The sequence below is a fragment of the Streptomyces sp. NPDC051219 genome (genome assembly GCF_040682335.1).
Lineage (GTDB): Bacteria > Actinomycetota > Actinomycetes > Streptomycetales > Streptomycetaceae > Streptomyces.
This window is the reverse complement of sequence record NZ_JBFBAS010000001.1, coordinates 92,394-108,861: the sequence shown is the minus strand read 5'-3', so window position 1 is coordinate 108,861 and position 16,468 is coordinate 92,394. Positions and strand designations below refer to the sequence as shown.

Sequence of the window (16,468 nt, the reverse complement as noted above, 5' to 3'; positions counted from 1 at the left end):
AGGCTCAGGTGTCGGGCTCGGGCGTCAGGCTGCCGCCGGCGGAGGGAGCACCTGCGCCAGCCCGGACAGGAAGTCGACCACCGCGGAGGGCCCCGGCACCAGGAGGTCGGCCCGCTCCGCCAGTTCCGGCACTTCGCCGCTGCCGCTGCATACCAGCAGGCCCGGTACGCCGTCCGAGCGGAGCTTCTCGACCGCCGCGAACGCGGCGAGGTCGCCCAGGTCGTCGCCCGCGTAGAGGACGGACCCGGCCTCCACCTCACGCACGTACTCGGCGAGCGCCACACCCTTGTCCATGCCGGGGGGCCGCAGTTCCAGCACCGCGCGGCCCGGTTCCAGCAGGAGGCCGTGGCGGGTGGCGAGCGCGGCGAGCGGTTCCCGCAGGGCCTCGAACGCCGCCTGAGGGTCGGAGGCACGGCGGGTGTGGACCGCGACCGCCTGGCCCTTCTCCTCGATCCAGGTGCCCCGCCAGGCGCCGATGGACTCCAGGAAGCCGGGGAGCTCGGCCCGCGCCGCGGCCACGCCGGGGTGCGGCGCGGGGGCGCGCACCGTACCGCTGACGGCGTCCCAGCGTTCCGCCCCGTAGTGGCCGAGGACCACGAGATGTTCGAGGCCCGGTACTCCGGCGAAGCCGCCGTACCGGACGGCGACACCGGCCGGCCGTCCAGTGATCACCGCGACCGACCCGACGCACGGCGCGAGCGCGGAGAGGGCCGGGACCGCGCCGGGATGGGCGCGGGCCTGTTCCGGGTCGGGGACGATGTCGGCGAGCGTGCCGTCGAAGTCGAGGCCGATGACGGCACGCCGCGGCTCACGCAGCAGTGCGTCGAGGCCCTCACGCCCGGCATCGGTGACCGGCGTCGGCAGGCTGTGCGGTTGGCTGCCCATGCCTACGACCCTACCGGCGGCGGACGGCTCCGTGAGGGGCGTACGTCCTCACTGGCTTGCGGAATCCTCAGCGGCGCTCACGCTGGGCCGCCCTGATACGGCGGAGGCGGTTGACCGTCACCGGATCGTGGGCCAGCGCACGGGGATCGTCGAGCAGGGCATTGAGCAACTGGTAGTAGCGCGTCGGCGAGATACCCAGCTGCTCCCTGATCGCCCGCTCCTTGGCGCCGGGACCGGGCCACGCCCGGTGCTCGACGGCGAGCACCGCCCGGGCGCGCTCGGAGAGCGCGGGCGGAGCCAGGGGCTCGGCCGAGGCAGGGGGCGTGGCCTGGGCAGGGGGCGTGGCCTGGGCCGGGGGCTGCTCACGACCGTCGTCAGTCATATGACCAACATAATCGCGCCCCCGCTCCAACCCCGCGCTGCCCGGCGCTACTCGGCGCTCTCCGCCGCCCCCGCCTCCTGGCTGATCTGGGTCAGGACGCTTTCCGGACTGCCGTTGGGAGTGACGGCCTTGCCGATCCGCAGCTTGACGTTCTCGCTGACCTTCGCCCAGGACTTCTTGCCCACCGGGTAGAGCTTCGAGGTCGGCAAGGCCTCCAGGAACTTCTTCAGGTCGTCGTTGCCCGGGGTCTCCGCCATCGCGCGGGAGCCGCTCGTGGTGACGGGCAGCAGACCGTACTGGTTGGTGAACTTCGTGACGTTCTGCTCGGCGTAGACGAAGTCGAGGAACTTACCGGCCTCCACCCGGTGGCCGTTGTTCTTGAACGCCATGATCCAGTCGGCGACGCCCATCGCCGCCTGCTCGTTGCCCTGGGCGCCGGGCATCGGCACCATGGCGAACTTCACGCCCTTCGCCTCGGCCTGCTTCATCAGCGTCGGGTGTCCGTTGAGCATGCCGACCTCGCCGCGCGAGAACGCGTCGAACGCCTCCTGCCGGTTGAGCTTCCCGGGGGCAACCGGACCGGTGAGGCCCTCACCGACGAGTTCGTTCTTCAGCCATTTGAGCGTCTTGATGTTCTCGGTGGAGTCGATCGTGTACGCGTCGTCGGCGTCGGTGTAGCCGCCACCTCCGCTGAGCAGCCACATCATGGTCTCGGCCTGGGCTTCTTCCTTGCCCAGCGGCAGCGCGAACGGGTACTTCGCGACGCCCCGGAGCTTCTTGGCGTCGCGTTGCAGCTCGCCCCAGGTCGTCGGCGGGCTCTTGATGCCGGCCTCGTCGAAGAGCTCCGTGTTGTAGAAGAGCAGCCGCGTGCTGGCGACGAACGGCAGGCCGTACTGGACGCGCCGCACCTGGCCGGCTTCCGCGAGCGGGCGAAGGAAGTCGGCCTGGGTGGCCACGGAGAGCAGCTCGTCCGCGCTGTAGAGCTTGTCGTCGGCGGCGTAGTCGGCGTAGGCGCCGATCTGTGCGACGTCGGGCGCCTCGCCGGCCTTGACCATCCCGGCGACCTTGGCGTCCACGTCCTCCCAGGAGTAGACGCTGACGTCGACCTTGATACCGGGGTTCTCGGCCTCGAAGGTCTGGGCGAGGTTCTTCCAGTACGTCTTGGAACTGTTGCCGGGATTGTCCCCGTAGTCCGCCGCGACCACCTTGAGGGTGACCTCGTCGGAGCTGCCGAGGCTGCCGCAGCCGGTCAGCGTCGCCGTTATGCCCAGTGCGGCTCCGGCCGCTGTCAGACCCAAGAAGCGACGCTGCACAGCGCTATCCCACCCTCAATTGTCAGCCCGGCCCCCGTGACCACCTGTGATTACGAACTGGCATCTTCACCCAGGTCACCGCCTGAGGTCTACACCAGTCCCATATCACTTCTGCAACACCGTGCTTCCGGATCACTGGCCGGGACAGTGGACTAGACCTTTCCCGGGTCGGCGCGCGAGACTGTCCTCGTGAGACACGTCATCGCCCTCGATGTGGGCGGCACCGGGATGAAGGCCGCCCTGGTCGGGCCGGACGGCGCACTGCTGCACGAGGCGCGGCGGGCCACCGGCCGCGAGCGCGGGCCGGCGGCCGTCGTGGAGTCGATCGTCGGCTTCGCGGCAGAGCTGAGCACCCTCGGCCTGGAGCGGTACGGCCGGAGCGCGGCGGCCGCCGGCGTCGCCGTGCCGGGCATCGTCGACGCCGCGAACGGCGTCGCGGTGTACGCCGCCAACCTCGGCTGGCGGGATGTACCGCTGCGGGAGCTGCTCAGCACCCGGCTCCAGGGCATCCCTGTAGCGCTCGGCCACGACGTCCGTACCGGTGGCCTCGCCGAGGGCCGGATCGGCGCGGGCCGGGGGGCCGACCGGTTCCTCTTCGTACCTCTCGGCACCGGGATCGCGGGGGCCATCGGCATCGCCGGACAGATCGAGGCAGGCGCCCACGGCTGCGCCGGGGAGATCGGCCACATCGTCGTACGCCCCGGTGGGCCCGAATGCGGCTGCGGGCAGCGCGGCTGTCTGGAGACCCTGGCCTCGGCGTCCGCCGTGACCCGCGCCTGGGCCGCCGCGAGCGGCGATCCGGAGGCCGACGCGGCGGACTGTGCCAAGGCCGTGGAGTCAGGGGACACGCGTGCGGCGGCGGTCTGGGCGGACGCGGTCGGCGCGCTCGCGGACGGCCTCGTCACCGCGCTCACCCTGCTCGACCCGCGCACGCTCATCATCGGTGGCGGCCTGGCCGAAGCCGGGGAAACGTTGTTCACACCCCTGCGGACCGCCGTGCGGGAACGCGTGACGTTCCAGCGGCTGCCCGACATCGTCCCGGCGGCCCTCGGGGACACCGCCGGATGCCTGGGCGCGGGGCTGCTCGCCTGGGATCTTCTCTCCACGGAGGTAACCGCCTGATGGCCGGACGCGCAGGAATCACCGTTCTCTCCGGCGCCCGGGTGGTGCTGCCCACCGGAACCGTCGAGGGCGGGCGGGTGATCGTCGAGGGAGGCACGTTCGCGGGCAGTGCCCCTGCCGGCGCCCCCTCGCTCGACCTGACCGGCCACTGGGTGGTTCCCGGCTTCGTCGACATGCACAACCACGGCGGAGGCGGCGCCTCCTTCACCTCCGGTACACCGGAGGACGTCCTCAAGGGCGTCCGTACGCACCGCGAGCACGGCACCACGACCCTGGTGGCCTCCACGGTCACCGGCGACCTCGACGTTCTGGCCAGGCGTGCCGCGCTGCTCGCCGAACTGGTCCAGCAGGGCGACCTGGCCGGCGTGCACTTCGAGGGGCCGTTCATCTCGCCGTGCCGCAAGGGCGCGCACAGCGAGGACCTGCTGCGCGACCCGGACCCGGCCGAGGTGCGCAAGCTGATGGACGCGGCGCACGGCACGGCGAAGATGTTCACCCTGGCCACCGAACTGCCGGGCGGCATCGATTCCGTACGGCTGCTCGCCGAGCACGGGGTGATCGCGGCGGTCGGGCACACCGACGCGACGTACGAGCAGACGGTGGAGGCCATCGAGGCGGGCGCCACCGTCGCGACGCACCTCTTCAACGCGATGCCCGCGCTCGGCCACCGCTCACCCGGGCCGATCGCCGCGCTGCTGGAGGATGAGCGGGTCACCGTCGAGCTGATCAACGACGGCACGCACCTGCACCCGGCCGCGCTGGAACTGGCCTTCCACCACGCCGGCCCTGCCCGGGTCGCCCTGATCACGGACGCGATGGACGCGGCCGGGTTCGGCGACGGCACGTATCTGCTCGGCCCGCTGGCGGTGGAGGTCAAGGAGGGTGTCGCGCGGCTGGCGGAGGGCGGCTCGATCGCCGGCTCGACACTCACCCTGGACACGGCGTTCAAGCGAGCGGTGACCATCGACAAGCTCCCCGTCGAAGCGGTCGTCCAGGCAATCTCGGCCAATCCGGCGCGGCTGCTCGGCATGGACGACAGGATCGGCTCGCTGGAGCCCGGCAAGGACGCCGACCTGGTCGTACTGGACGGGGAGTTCTCACTCGTCGGCGTGATGCGCAGGGGCGAATGGGTGGTCCATCCCCAACTGGGCTGATTCGGAGGCCGTTCAAGCCAGGGAGGTTGGCCGGGAGGTCTGGGCCGACCGCCCCTCCTTTGGCATGATCGCCCCCTGATGGGCAAGCACGTTCTAATAAAGCAGCCGGGAGGTGTCGGCAGGTGATCCTGACGGTCACACTCAACACCGCCCTGGACCTGACCTACCGGGTCCCCCGCCTCACCCCGCACACCTCGCACCGCGTGACGGAAGTCGTCGAACGCCCAGGCGGCAAGGGGCTGAACGTGGCCCGGGTGCTCGCGGCACTGGGCCACCAGGTCACGGTGACGGGCTTCGCGGGCGGTACGACGGGCGCCGTCCTGCGCGATCTGCTCACGCAGTACCCGCTCACCGACGCCCTGGTCCCGGTCACGGGCAACACCCGCCGGACGATCGCCGTGGCCGACGCCGCCTCGGGCGACACGACCCAGCTCAACGAGCCTGGCCCGGCGATCACTTCGACCGAGTGGCACGCCTTCCTCGCCAGGTACACCGAGCTCCTGCACACCTGTGAGGCGGTCGCCCTCTGCGGCAGCCTGCCGCCGGGCATCCACGTCGGCGCGTACGCCGACCTGGTACGCAGGGCCCGCGCCGCCGGGGTTCCCGTACTCCTCGACACCAGCGGCGAGCCCCTGCGCCGAGGCATCGCCGCCCGCCCGGACCTGATCAAGCCGAACGCCGGTGAACTGGCCGAACTCACCGGCTCCCGCGACCCGTTGCGGGCCACGCTGGACGCGCGCCGCCGGGGCGCCCACACGGTGGTCGCCTCACTGGGCCCGGACGGCCTGCTGGCGGCCACCCCGCGGGGTACCTGGCAGGCGACCCCGCCCCGCGGCCTCAAGGGCAACCCGACCGGAGCGGGCGACTCGGCGGTGGCGGGCCTGCTTTCGGCCCTTGCGGAGGCCCAGGACTGGCCAACTCGACTGACCAGGGCCGTAGCCCTCTCGGCGGCAACGGTACTGGCGCCGGTGGCGGGCGAGTTCGACCACGAGACGTACGAGGCGATGCTGCCCCGGGTGACGGTGACGGAACACGCACGGGCGGCGTGAACGCCTCCGCCCCGGCTCGCGGAGCGAGGCCGGGGCGGAGGGTGAGTCGCGGTGGGGTCAGCCGTTGACGCCGGTGATCCAGAGCTGGTCGATGGCGGCGTTGCACTGATTGCCCTGCTCGCAGGAGACCTTGATGGTGTTGGTGCCCTTGTTCAGGTTCACCTGACCCCAGGTGGTCTTCCAGCCCTTCTCCCAGTCGCCCTTCGGAGTGTTGCCGAAGTTCTTCAGGTTGAGCGGCGAGGTGTTCGGCTTCCCGTTCGCCGTGAGGGTTGCGTTGGCGTCCTCACCAGGAGTGCCGTAGCGCAGGTAGACGCGGTACGTGCCCGCCTCCGGCACGTCGACCGTCCACGTCACCGACGCGCCCACCTGGTTGAAGCCGCCCACGTACGAGCCGCCCGCAGCCTTCGCGCCCGGCACCGTGGTCTCCGCCGCCGCGCCGCCCGCCAGGACCAGGCCGGGGCCCGTCGCGTCCGTCTTGGGGAGTTCCGCCGGCTTCTCCTCGGACTCGCTCGGCTGGGGGCTCGGGTCCTGGGGCGCCGCGTTGTTGCCGCCGGCGTTGCCCGCCTGGGGGGCGCCCTTGGGGTCGTCGTCGCCCGACGCCAGCGCGATGCCGATGCCGATCACGACGGCCGCGACCACCGCGACCGCACCGATCAGAAGGCCCTTGGTGTTGGGGCCACGGCCCCGGCCACCGCCGTGGCCGCCGGAGCCGGAATCCGGGTGCGGCTGGTACTGGGTGGCGGCAGTCGGGCCGTAGCCCTCGGCCCGCAGTGCCTCGGGGGCCTGGTACTGAGCCTGGGGCGGGACCTGGGGACGGGCGCCGCCGTACTGGCGGTCGCCGACGGTACGCACGTGGTTGTACGACGTTCTCGGGACGCCGGGCTGTGCGGCTCCGCCCGCTGCAGGACCCGGGTATCCGTAGCCGCCCGAGTTGGGCGGGGTGGCACCGGCCGCCTGGCCATCCTCGTACAGATAGCCGAACGGATCGTCGTTCTCGGGCGTGCCTGCGCCGTTGTTCGCGGGCGTCATCCCTGGTCACTCCTCAACATGTCGCCGGACGCGGGCGAGCCTACCCCGAACGGGTGCCTCCCCGGGGTGGCAGTGACCTGGCGCACGTGCTAACCGGCCCTCCGATGAGCCTTGGAGCGGGAGCGCTTTTCGATGTACATCCGCTGATCGGCGGATTGCAGCACCTCTTCGGCCGACATCCCGCAACTGGCCCAGCCGATTCCGAAGCTGGCCCCCACCCGGACGGCCCGTCCGTCGACGCGGATCGGCGGGATGATCGCGTTCCGCAGCCGCACCGCGAGGTCGGCGGCGTCCGCGGCACCGAGCCCGTCTGCGAGCACCACGAACTCGTCGCCACCCAGCCGGGCGACCGTGTCGCCGTCCCTGACGCCGGTGGTCAGGCGCCGCGCGACCTCGATGAGAACCGCGTCACCCGTGTGGTGCCCGAAACGGTCGTTGATCGACTTGAAGCCGTCCAGGTCGCAGAAGAGGACCGCGAGCCCCTTCGTGCCGTCGTCGATGTCCGTCGCCGGGGCGACCATGTGCACATGGTGGTCGTACAGGCCCGCGCCGGGCGCGGCGGGGAAGTCGAGCCCGCCGGCCCGGAAGCCGTGGTCGTCCGCGTGGATGCGGACGTCGCCACCCGTCTCGTACGCCGCGTCGAGCGCTTCCACCGCCGTCGCCCGCACCGACTGCGGCCGCCGGCACAGCCTGGCCCCGAGGCGGGCACGCAGCTCGGCACTGTTGGGCAGCCCGGTGAGGGCGTCGTGGCTGGCCCGGTGGGCGAGCTGGAGTTCGTGGCGCTTGCGCTCCTCGATGTCCTCGACGTGGGTGAGGAGGAAGCGCGGCCCGTCGGCGGCATCGGCGACGACCGAGTTGCGGAGGGAGACCCAGACGTACGTACCGTCGCGCCGCCCGAGTCTGAGCTCCGCCCGGCCGCCCTCGGCCGAGGTCCGCAGCAGGGTGCCGATGTCCTCGGGGTGGACGAGGTCGGAGAAGGAGTAGCGGCGCATCACCGAGGCGGGGCGCCCCAGCAGCCGGCACAGCGCGTCGTTGGTGCGCAGCAGACGGCCGTGCTGGTCACCGCCCATCTCGGCGATGGCCATGCCGCTCGGCGCGTACTCGAAGGCCTGCCGGAAGGATTCCTCGCTGGCGCGCAGCGCCTGCTGCTCGCGCTCCAGGCGGACCAGAGCGCGCTGCATGTTTGCTCTGAGGCGAGCGTTGCTGATCGCAATGGCGGCCTGGAACGCGTACATCTGGAGCGCCTCGCGTCCCCACGCGCCCGGGCGGCGGCCGTTGCGCGGCCGGTCGACCGAGATGACACCGAGGAGCTCGCCGGCGGACGCGTACATCGGGGCGTAGAGCCGGTCCTCGGGGTGCCACTCGTCCTCGAAGCGGGGGTCGGGGCCTTCGGTGTGCCACTGCGGGACGTCGTCCTCGATCAGGACCCAGCCCTCGGTGTGCGGGATGAATCGCAGGCCGTCCCAGGCCTCGCCCATGGAGAGCCTGCGTTCCCAGGAGGAGCGGGAGCCGACCCGGCCGGTGATCAGCGCTTCGGCGGCGGAGTTGCCCGCGAAGGCGGCGACGACGAGGTCCCCGTCGGGGCGTACGAGATTGACGCACGCCAGCTCATAGCCGAGCCCGGCGACGATGCCGTCCACGACGGTCTGCAGCGTGTCTGCCAGACTCCGGGCCGTGTTGAGGTCCGCGACCACCTTGTGCAGCTGCCGCAGGGTCGCAAGACGGACGTACGGCTCCGACTCGGTCTCCATTGCTCGCTCTCCCCGAGACCTCGACAGCAACTCCAGGATTCTGATCGGCGTTCATGTTGCAGTGTCTCCGCCACTGAATCACAGTGAGCTGTTCCGCCGGTACACAGGGTCAACAAATCTTGCGCTCTGTGACTCAAGTCACATCAGGTGATGAAGAGTCCGAGGGGTCCTATGGGAGCGCTCCATAGGTTTCTTGTACGCAAATCCGCACGCAGGTCTGCGCGGATCTGTACGGGAAATGAACCGGAAATGTACGGGATCTGTACGGCGGTTCGGTCTCCGGACCTAGGCCGCGGCCGGGTCCATGGGCCGATGCGCCCGCGGGGCGGACGGGGCTAGCGTTCCAGACGTGCTGAAAACGACCCCTGCCGCCACACCGGTGCAAAGCCCGGAATCCGTCCCCCATCCTGAGGGGGTGAGCAATGACGAGTTCCGCGCCGCCATGTCCCGGCTGGCAGCGGGCGTGGTCCTGGTGACGGCGCACGATCCCGACGACGGGCCCCGCGGCGAGGACGTCGGCATGACGGCGACCGCGTTCATGTCGGTCTCACTGGACCCGCCGCTGGTACTGGTCAGCGTGCGCAACGGCTCGCGGATGGACGACCTGCTGGCGGAACAGCCGTTGTGGGCGGCCTCGCTGCTCTCCGAGAACCAGCGGCAGGTGGCCGGCCGGTTCGCGATGAAGGGACGGATCAGCGACCGGCTGCTCTTCGAGGACATCCCGTTCGAACGGGGGAAGGAGAGCGGCGCCCCGCTGGTGACCGGCGCGGTCGCCACCCTCGAGTGCCGGACGGAGCAGCGGGTGGAGGCCGGGGACCACACTCTGGTCATCGGCCGGGTCCTCGCGACAGACCTGCCCGATATGGACAGCGGACCGCTGACGCACTTCCGGGGCCGCTACCGGCACCTGCGCTGAGCGGACACCTGGGCTGAGCGCGGAGACGGGCAGCCCTGCGGTCGGCTCAGCGGGACGGGTCCGGCGCGGACGGACGCCCGCCGGTCGGATCCGGCCCGGACAGCCCGGCGGTCAGGTCCAGCCCTGTCCGGTACGGCCGCGCTTGGTCTCGCTGCGCTGCTTCTTGTTGCGCAGCCGGCGCTCGTTGATACCGCGGGGGATCTTCGTCGCGCGGCGGGGCTTCGGCGGCGGCGCGGTCGCCTCCGCGAGCAGCGAGGCGAGCCGGACGGCGGCCATCTCACGGTTGCGCCACTGGGACCGGTGCTCGGAGGCCCGCACCGATACGACCCCGTCGACGAGACGGGATGCGAGGCGCTCCAGGGCGCGCTCCTTCCAGACCGGCGGCAGCGCCTCGGTGTTGACCAGGTCGAAGCGGAGCTCCACCTGCGTGTCACTGGTGTTGACGTGCTGTCCGCCAGGGCCGGACGACCGGGAGAAACGCCACATGAGCTCTGACTCCGGCAGGGAGACAGAGCCGCGGATGACATAGGGCCCGGACATGTGTCCCATGATCCCGTGCCGCGGCGGCCGCGTCACCCTGTTTTCACGTACGGCGGTCCGGGTGGAACCCGATGGTCCCCTGCCCGCGTTATGACCGGTGACGGTAGCTTCGCTCCTGTACTCGGTGCGAAGCCCGCACCACGACTAGGAAAGGGACCTCCCCATGGCTGTAAGCCTGTCCAAGGGCGGCAACGTCTCGCTCACCAAGGAGGCACCGGGCCTGACCGCCGTCACGGTCGGCCTCGGCTGGGACGTCCGTACCACCACCGGCACCGACTTCGACCTCGACGCCTCGGCGATCGCGGTGAACCCGGGCGGCAAGGTCGTCTCCGACGGCCACTTCGTCTTCTTCAACAACAAGTCGACGCCGGACCAGACCATCGTGCACACCGGCGACAACCGCAGCGGTGAGGGCGCCGGCGACGACGAGGCGATCAACGTCAACCTGGCGGGTCTGCCGGCCGACGTCGACAAGATCGTGTTCCCGGTCTCGATCTACGACGCCGTGACCCGCAGCCAGAACTTCGGCCAGGTGCGCAACGCGTACATCCGCATCGTGAACCAGGCCGGCGGCAGCGAGATCGCCCGCTACGACCTGAGTGAGGACGCCGCCACCGAGACCGCCATGGTCTTCGGCGAGCTGTACCGCAACGGCGCGGAGTGGAAGTTCCGCGCCGTGGGTCAGGGATACGCCTCCGGTCTGTCGGGCATCGCCCAGGACTTCGGCGTCAACATCTGAGCCGGCTCGCGTCTCGGTGAGGGCCCCGGTTCCGGCCGGGGCCCTCACCGGGGGTCTTGGGTTCCAGGCGTCGGGAATACGCCCTGTGCGTCAGGGAGTTGATCGGCTCATGACTGAAGGTCCCGCACCCCGCGCCCTGTCCGATGCCGAACTCTCGGCTCTGCTCGCCGCCCGCCGGTTCGGCACACTCGCCACCAACAAGCGCAGCGGTCATCCCCATCTGACCACGATGCTCTACGACTGGGACGCCGAGGCACGCGTCGTGCGGTTCTCGACCACGGCCGACCGCGTCAAGGTGAAGCAGCTGCGCAGTGATCCGCGGGCCGCGTTGCACGTACCGGGCGAGGACGTCTGGTCCTTCGCCGTGGCCGAGGGCGAGTCGGAGGTCTCGGACGTCACCACCGTGGCCGGCGACGCAACCGGCCGCGAGCTCCTCGCGATGGTGCAGGAGGCGGCGAAGCCCGAGGACGAAGCCGCCTTTCTGGCACAGCTGGTCGCGGAGCGCCGGGTGGTCATCCGGCTCAAGGTGCGGAAGCTCTACGGCACGGCTCTCGACATCAGCGGCTGACCGCCCGGCGCGGCATATCGTGCGGCGGGTGATTCTTGAACCGCTGCTGCCGGTGGACGGCGCCCTTCCGGGGGTCCTGCTCACCGAGATCACCGCGCTCTACGCGTCCAACCGGGAGTTCCACGAGATCACCGGCGACTTTCCCGACCCCGACGACATCCGGATCGAGCAGGTGGCCGCGGAACTGGCCCGCGAACTGGCCCATCCGGACGTGGAGGTGCTGCTCGCGCGCGTGGCGGGGCGGCTCGTCGGGATCGCGGTCACCCTCTCCGTACATCCGGATCCGGCGGATCCCGATCCATGGATCGGGCTGCTGATGGTGGACGCACGCGAGCACCGCTCGGGGTACGGGCGGCAACTGGCCGAGCTGGTGGAGGAGCGTTTCCGGGCCGCGGGGCGCGAGGCCGTGCGCCTGGCCGTACTGGAGAACAACACCAGGGCCCTGCGCTTCTGGACCGCCCTCGGCTACCTGGTGACCGGGCACCGCGAGGACCGGCAGCGGGGTCGGCCCTGCGCGGTCCTGCGGAAGGTGCTGTAAGCCGTATTCAGGGCTGGCCCGGCTTGTCCTCGCCGTGCAGCCAGACCTTCCACACCTCGCCGAGGTCCTGGCCGGACTCCTCCTCGACGTATGCCTTGAAGTCCTCGGTGTCCGCGTTGCCATGGCGGTGGTCCTGCGCCCAGCCCTCGACGATGCCGAAGAACAGCTCGTCGTCGTCCAGTTCCTCGCGGATCTTGTGGAGGACCATCGCCCCGCGCCCGTACACGGGCGGGTCGGAGATCACGTCCGGACCCGTCGGATCGGCGGGCGGGAAGGCCCAGTTGGCGGCGTCTTCGAAATTCTCGTCGAAGTGCTCCTGCACGGTCTTCGCGCCCTGGTCCTCGTCCCAGAGCCACTCCGCGTACGTCGCGAAACCCTCGTTGAGCCACATGTCCCGCCATGACTTCGGCGTGACGGAGTCACCGAACCACTGGTGGGCGAGTTCATGGACGAGGTCGTTCCCGGCGGACTCGGCGCCGGGGAAGACGGGCTTGGTCTGCGTCTCCAGGGCATATCCGGCAGCACCTTCGCGGGCGACGATCGCCCCCACGGAGGAGAACGGGTAGTCGCCGAACAGCTCTTCCTGCCAGTCGATGATCTCGGGGATGCGGGCGAGGCTTGCGGCGCTCGCCGACGCCTCGGCAGGGTCGACGGCGATGAAGACCGGCAGGCCGTCCTTCGTGGCGGAGGTCTTCGTGTCGTACCTGCCGACGGCGACCGTGGCCAGGTAACTCGCCATCGGCTCCTCGGAGTGCCAGCGGAAGGTATCCCGGCCGCCATCGCCGGCGCGGGACTTCAGCTCGCCGTTGGAGACGGCGGTGATGCCCTGGGGGACGGTGACCTCGATGTCGTACGAGGCCTTGTCGCTGGGATGGTGGTTGCCGGGGAACCAGGCCATCGACCCGGTCGGCTCGCCGAGTCCCAGCGAGCCGCCGGCGGTCTTCAGCCAGCCCTCCGCCGAGCCGTCGGGGTCCCTGATCGTCTTCGGCTTGCCGGCATAACTCACCACCGTGCGGAACGTCTTGCCCTTCTCCAGGTTGTCGGGCGGCCGGATCGTCAGCTCCTGACCCGCGCGGTTGAAGCGGGCGCCCCGGCCGTCGACCGTCACCTCCGTGACGGTCATCCCGTAGAGGTCGAGGTTGAAGGCGCTGAGCGCCTCGGTGGCGCGTGCGGTGATCTCCGCGGTGCCGGTGAGCCCGCCGTCCCGCGGTGTGTAGGCGAGGCCGAGCCGGTAGTGGGTGACGTCGTACCCGCCGTTGCCGGCCTTCGGGAAGTACGGGTCGCGCAGGCCCGCCGCGCCCGGCCTGCCCTCCACACTGCTGCCGCTGCAGGCCGTGGTGAGAGCGAGCAGGGCGGCGGAGGCGAAGGCGGCGAGGCGTACAGGCGTGCGGTGATCCACACCGATGATCCTATGTGGCAAACCGTGCATTCCGGGGCGGAATCCAGTCTGTCCGCACGGGGCCCACGCCGAACGCCGCGGCTCCGCCGGGATCGCCGCCCTGCGCGGCGGGGCGGGCGAGGTGGCAGGTCCTACTTGCTCAGCGCCGCGACGCCCGCCTGGGCGAACTTCTCGTCCAGGTCACCGCTCGGGGCGCCGGCCACACCGATGCCCGCGATCGGAGCGCCCTTGGCCTGCACCGGGACGCCGCCGCCGAGGAACAGCGTGCCGGGAAGCCTGAGTACCCACGACGCACTTCCCGAGCAGGTACATATGTCGCCAGATCATAACAATCAGGCAAATCTCCGCCCCCTCGTGCGCCGCGGGCCGGCCGAGTGATTTCCGGCTCCGGGTGTGGACCGCGCAGCTATCGGGCGGGGCGAAATCCGTTCACGCGACCGAGCGGGCCCCCACGTTTCCGCAGATGAGAGCCGTGCGGCCAATACCCTCCCCGCCCCCGTGACACCATCTCCTACGTGCTCGACATCGGTTACTCCCTCTCCCGCCGCTTCCCCGACCCCCCGCAGACGGACTACCGCACCGCGGACGTCCACTCGCTGCGTCACGACCTCTTCTGCGGGGACGTCTACCTCGCCGACACCAAGGCGGACCGCGAGGTGTCCACAGCCTGGGGATGGGTGCCCGTCCTGGACTTCGCGTGGGCGCTGTGCGACATCGTCGAGCAGCTGGACCGGGATCCGCGCGGCAGCCGCTCGGCGAAGTCGCAGTACGCCGAACTCGACTTCACCGAGTCGAGCGACCGGATGCTGTTCGAGCGCCGCTTCGGCTGGGTCGAGATCGAGGCGGACTGGATGGCCGCCGAGGAGCCCGCCCTCACCTTCAGCCACAGCCTGCTCCGCCGTGAGGCCCGGGACTTCCTCCAGGACCTGATCGCCGACCTCGCCGACCTGCACGAGGGACTCGCCGACAACCCCGTCATCTGGGACCTCCAAGCCCGCTTCCCCCGCATCTGACGACCACGGCACCTCAGCCCTCCACTCGCACCCCGACCTGCGCGGCGAACGCCGGGGCCAGGTCCAGCAACTGCGCCGGGCTGATCACCGCGCCCGACAGCCGGTCGATGCCCCGCGCGATGTCCAGTTCGGCCGCCCCCCGCAGATCGACGTCCGTCATCCGCACCCCGCTGAAGTCCGCCCTCTTCAGTACGGTGTCCCGGAACTCAACCCGCTCCAGCTGGGCCTCCCCGAAATCCGCCTCGGCCAGGACGCACCCCTCGAACACGACGTCCTTGAGCCGCGCCGTGCGCAGATTGAGATAGTCGATCTTCCCGCCCCGCACGAGCACCCGCTCCAGGACCGACCCGTGCAGCTGGACCCCGCCGAGCCGGGCGTCCAGCACCTCCACATCACGGAACGAGGCCTGCGCGAGATCGGTGCCCACGCCCCGGACACCGTCAAGCACACAGTCCAGGAACCGCGCCTTGCCCAGCCGGGTCTCGTCCAGCGCACAGCGGTACAGTCCGCAGTCCATGAAGCGGGCGCCGCGTCCTTCCTGGCCCCCGAAGTCCAGGCCGGTGAATGCCAGCCCGTCGTAGTCGCCGTCCGGCTCCAGGCGTTCTCCCTCGTACGACCGCAGAGGCGGCAGCCGCACCTCCGGTCGCCGCACGGCCCGTACCCGCTGTGCTCCTGATCCCTTTCGTGCCATGTCCCCATCGTGGACCCGGGGTATGACAACGCGTCTCAGGTCCGCGATGTCACATCCCGGCCCACCGCCCTCGTCACCACTCTTGAGAGCGACCGCGACGGGCAGGAGACCAGGGACCATGCAGCGCATCAGCGTGATCGGCGGCGGCTTCGCCGGGCTCACGGCGGCCATCAGCGCCGCCGAAGCCGGCCTCGGAGTGACCTTGTACGAGTCCCACCACACCCTCGGCGGCCGAGCCAGGACAGCCGAGGGCCCTTACCGCACCAACGAGGGCCCGCACGCCCTCTACAGCGGCGGCCCGCACTGGACCTGGCTGAGGCAGCGCCATCTGACCGGCCCGGTCGTGGCGGTCCCGTTCCTCGAAGCAGCCCGGCTGCGGCTGCACCGCGACGGCGCGCTCCACCGGGTACCACCGCTCGCGATGCTGCGGCTGCTGCGCCGCCCTGCTCGGCAGGCGCCCGTGGACCGGGACTTCCTGAGCTGGGCCACCGACGAGGTGGGCGCGGCCGGGGCGCGCGCCGCCGCGCACTTCAGCGCCGCCGCGCTGTTCCACCACGATCCGGGCGCGCTGTCCGCGGCCTTCGTGCAGGAGCGGCTGCGCCGCACCACCAAACTGCCGCCCGAGGCCCGCTATCCGCGCGGCGGCTGGGCGTCGATGATCGACCGGATGGCGGCGCGCGCCTGGAACCTCGGCGTACGGATCGAGACGAGCGTACGGATGGACGAACTGCCCACCGGGGAAGGGCCGGTGATCGTCGCCACCTCACTGGACTCGGCGCGGCGGCTGCTCGCCGACCCCACACTCACCTGGGACAGCGGCCGTACCGTGCTGGTCGACGTGGCGGTACGCACGCGCCGGGGTGACGTCTTCGCGATCTCCGATCTGGACGCGCCCGGCTGGATCGAGCGCTTCACCGCCCAGGACCACAGCCTCGCCCCGGCCGGCGAGCAGCTGATCCAGACTCAGATACCCGTTGCGCCGGGCGAGTCGAAGGCCGACGGGGTCGCCCGTGCGGAGCGGCTGCTCGACCTCGGGTTTCCCGGCTGGCGCGGACGCACGACCTGGCGGCGCGAGGCCGTCGCCTCGGGGCGTACGGGCGCGGTGGACCGCCCCGGCACCACGTGGCGGGACCGGCCGGCAGTCGACCGCGGTGACGGGGTGTACCTGGCGGGCGACCAGGTCGCGGCTCCGGGGGTGCTCAGCGAGGTGTCGTTTACCAGCGCCATCGAGGCGGTCGCGCTGGCACTGAAGGCGATGGGCACACCCGGCCGTACCGTCCGGCCGGAAAGGCTTGACCTCAAGCGCACTTGAGGCAGTTGGCTGGCCATGCAGCGCCCCACGCGGCACACAGACGCGCCCGGGCACACACCGGTGCATA

17 protein-coding genes and 1 pseudogene are annotated in these 16,468 nt (G+C 71.0%); 9 read left to right on the top strand and 9 right to left on the bottom strand.

From position 1 onward, the window contains the following. Positions 1-24 precede the first annotated feature (24 nt). From otsB to AB0M62_RS00560, 3 genes are all read right to left on the bottom strand, one after another. Positions 25-885 carry a trehalose-phosphatase gene (gene otsB, locus AB0M62_RS00570; protein WP_366071856.1) on the bottom strand — a complete coding sequence of 287 codons (861 nt, stop codon included), beginning with the start codon at positions 883-885 and terminating at the stop codon, positions 25-27. Between the two features lie 67 nt (positions 886-952). Further along, positions 953-1,267, bottom strand: coding sequence for a DUF3263 domain-containing protein (locus tag AB0M62_RS00565; protein WP_366071855.1), 315 nt, complete (start codon positions 1,265-1,267; stop codon positions 953-955). Positions 1,268-1,314: 47 nt separating this feature from the next. Further along, the gene (locus AB0M62_RS00560) at positions 1,315-2,565 is read right to left on the bottom strand and encodes an extracellular solute-binding protein (protein ID WP_366071854.1); all 1,251 of its coding nucleotides are present in this window, start codon (positions 2,563-2,565) and stop codon (positions 1,315-1,317) included. 204 nt (positions 2,566-2,769) lie between these two features. Here AB0M62_RS00560 and AB0M62_RS00555 point away from each other — a divergent pair, with 204 nt between their 5' ends. The 3 genes from AB0M62_RS00555 to AB0M62_RS00545 all read left to right on the top strand — a co-directional run bounded on the left by AB0M62_RS00555 (position 2,770) and on the right by AB0M62_RS00545 (position 5,905). Further along, positions 2,770-3,702, top strand: a complete 933-nt coding sequence (locus AB0M62_RS00555; RefSeq protein WP_366071853.1) for an ROK family protein — start codon at positions 2,770-2,772, stop codon at positions 3,700-3,702. After that, positions 3,702-4,856: an N-acetylglucosamine-6-phosphate deacetylase gene (gene nagA / locus AB0M62_RS00550; protein ID WP_366071852.1), complete on the top strand. Its 1,155-nt coding sequence runs from the start codon at positions 3,702-3,704 to the stop codon at positions 4,854-4,856. The genes AB0M62_RS00555 and nagA overlap by 1 nt, the downstream gene beginning before the upstream one ends. Before the next feature lie 122 nt (positions 4,857-4,978). Beyond that, positions 4,979-5,905, top strand: a complete 927-nt coding sequence (locus tag AB0M62_RS00545; RefSeq protein WP_366071851.1) for a 1-phosphofructokinase family hexose kinase — start codon at positions 4,979-4,981, stop codon at positions 5,903-5,905. 57 nt (positions 5,906-5,962) lie between these two features. On the opposite strand, the gene AB0M62_RS00540 is transcribed toward AB0M62_RS00545, so the two are convergent. Next, positions 5,963-6,934 carry a CBM35 domain-containing protein gene (locus AB0M62_RS00540; RefSeq protein ID WP_366071850.1) on the bottom strand — a complete coding sequence of 324 codons (972 nt, stop codon included), beginning with the start codon at positions 6,932-6,934 and terminating at the stop codon, positions 5,963-5,965. An 89-nt stretch (positions 6,935-7,023) separates the two neighbouring features. Beyond that, positions 7,024-8,685, bottom strand: a complete 1,662-nt coding sequence (cdgB, locus tag AB0M62_RS00535; protein WP_366071849.1) for a diguanylate cyclase CdgB — start codon at positions 8,683-8,685, stop codon at positions 7,024-7,026. A gap of 349 nt (positions 8,686-9,034) precedes the next feature. Here cdgB and AB0M62_RS00530 point away from each other — a divergent pair, with 349 nt between their 5' ends. After that, on the top strand, positions 9,035-9,601 hold the full coding sequence (locus AB0M62_RS00530) for a flavin reductase family protein (protein WP_366071848.1): 567 nt from the start codon (positions 9,035-9,037) through the stop codon (positions 9,599-9,601). 111 nt (positions 9,602-9,712) lie between these two features. On the opposite strand, the gene arfB is transcribed toward AB0M62_RS00530, so the two are convergent. Then, positions 9,713-10,141 carry an alternative ribosome rescue aminoacyl-tRNA hydrolase ArfB gene (gene arfB / locus AB0M62_RS00525; RefSeq protein WP_366071847.1) on the bottom strand — a complete coding sequence of 143 codons (429 nt, stop codon included), beginning with the start codon at positions 10,139-10,141 and terminating at the stop codon, positions 9,713-9,715. 163 nt (positions 10,142-10,304) lie between these two features. Here arfB and AB0M62_RS00520 point away from each other — a divergent pair, with 163 nt between their 5' ends. The 3 genes from AB0M62_RS00520 to AB0M62_RS00510 all read left to right on the top strand — a co-directional run bounded on the left by AB0M62_RS00520 (position 10,305) and on the right by AB0M62_RS00510 (position 11,986). Continuing rightward, positions 10,305-10,880, top strand: a complete 576-nt coding sequence (locus AB0M62_RS00520; protein WP_366071846.1) for a TerD family protein — start codon at positions 10,305-10,307, stop codon at positions 10,878-10,880. Between the two features lie 109 nt (positions 10,881-10,989). Beyond that, entirely contained in the window at positions 10,990-11,448 is a 459-nt protein-coding gene (locus AB0M62_RS00515; protein WP_366071845.1) for a TIGR03618 family F420-dependent PPOX class oxidoreductase, read from the top strand. 28 nt (positions 11,449-11,476) lie between these two features. Then, positions 11,477-11,986 (top strand): GNAT family N-acetyltransferase, encoded by a 510-nt coding sequence (locus AB0M62_RS00510; protein WP_366071844.1) that lies wholly within the window; start codon positions 11,477-11,479, stop codon positions 11,984-11,986. A 7-nt stretch (positions 11,987-11,993) separates the two neighbouring features. Here AB0M62_RS00510 and AB0M62_RS00505 read toward each other — a convergent pair whose 3' ends face one another. Together AB0M62_RS00505 and AB0M62_RS00500 are read right to left on the bottom strand one after the other, a co-directional pair. After that, positions 11,994-13,337, bottom strand: coding sequence for a M1 family metallopeptidase (locus AB0M62_RS00505; protein ID WP_366072225.1), 1,344 nt, complete (start codon positions 13,335-13,337; stop codon positions 11,994-11,996). Between the two features lie 179 nt (positions 13,338-13,516). Beyond that, positions 13,517-13,660 (bottom strand): annotated as a pseudogene (locus AB0M62_RS00500) (heme-binding protein); the annotation flags it as partial. A gap of 240 nt (positions 13,661-13,900) precedes the next feature. Here AB0M62_RS00500 and AB0M62_RS00495 point away from each other — a divergent pair. Then, positions 13,901-14,398 carry a hypothetical protein gene (locus AB0M62_RS00495; protein ID WP_366071843.1) on the top strand — a complete coding sequence of 166 codons (498 nt, stop codon included), beginning with the start codon at positions 13,901-13,903 and terminating at the stop codon, positions 14,396-14,398. Positions 14,399-14,411: 13 nt separating this feature from the next. Here the strand turns inward: AB0M62_RS00495 and AB0M62_RS00490 are convergent, their stop codons facing one another. After that, positions 14,412-15,089: a pentapeptide repeat-containing protein gene (locus tag AB0M62_RS00490; RefSeq protein WP_366071842.1), complete on the bottom strand. Its 678-nt coding sequence runs from the start codon at positions 15,087-15,089 to the stop codon at positions 14,412-14,414. A 118-nt stretch (positions 15,090-15,207) separates the two neighbouring features. Here AB0M62_RS00490 and AB0M62_RS00485 point away from each other — a divergent pair, with 118 nt between their 5' ends. Further along, on the top strand, positions 15,208-16,401 hold the full coding sequence (locus tag AB0M62_RS00485; RefSeq protein WP_366071841.1) for an FAD-dependent oxidoreductase: 1,194 nt from the start codon (positions 15,208-15,210) through the stop codon (positions 16,399-16,401). Positions 16,402-16,468 lie beyond the last annotated feature (67 nt).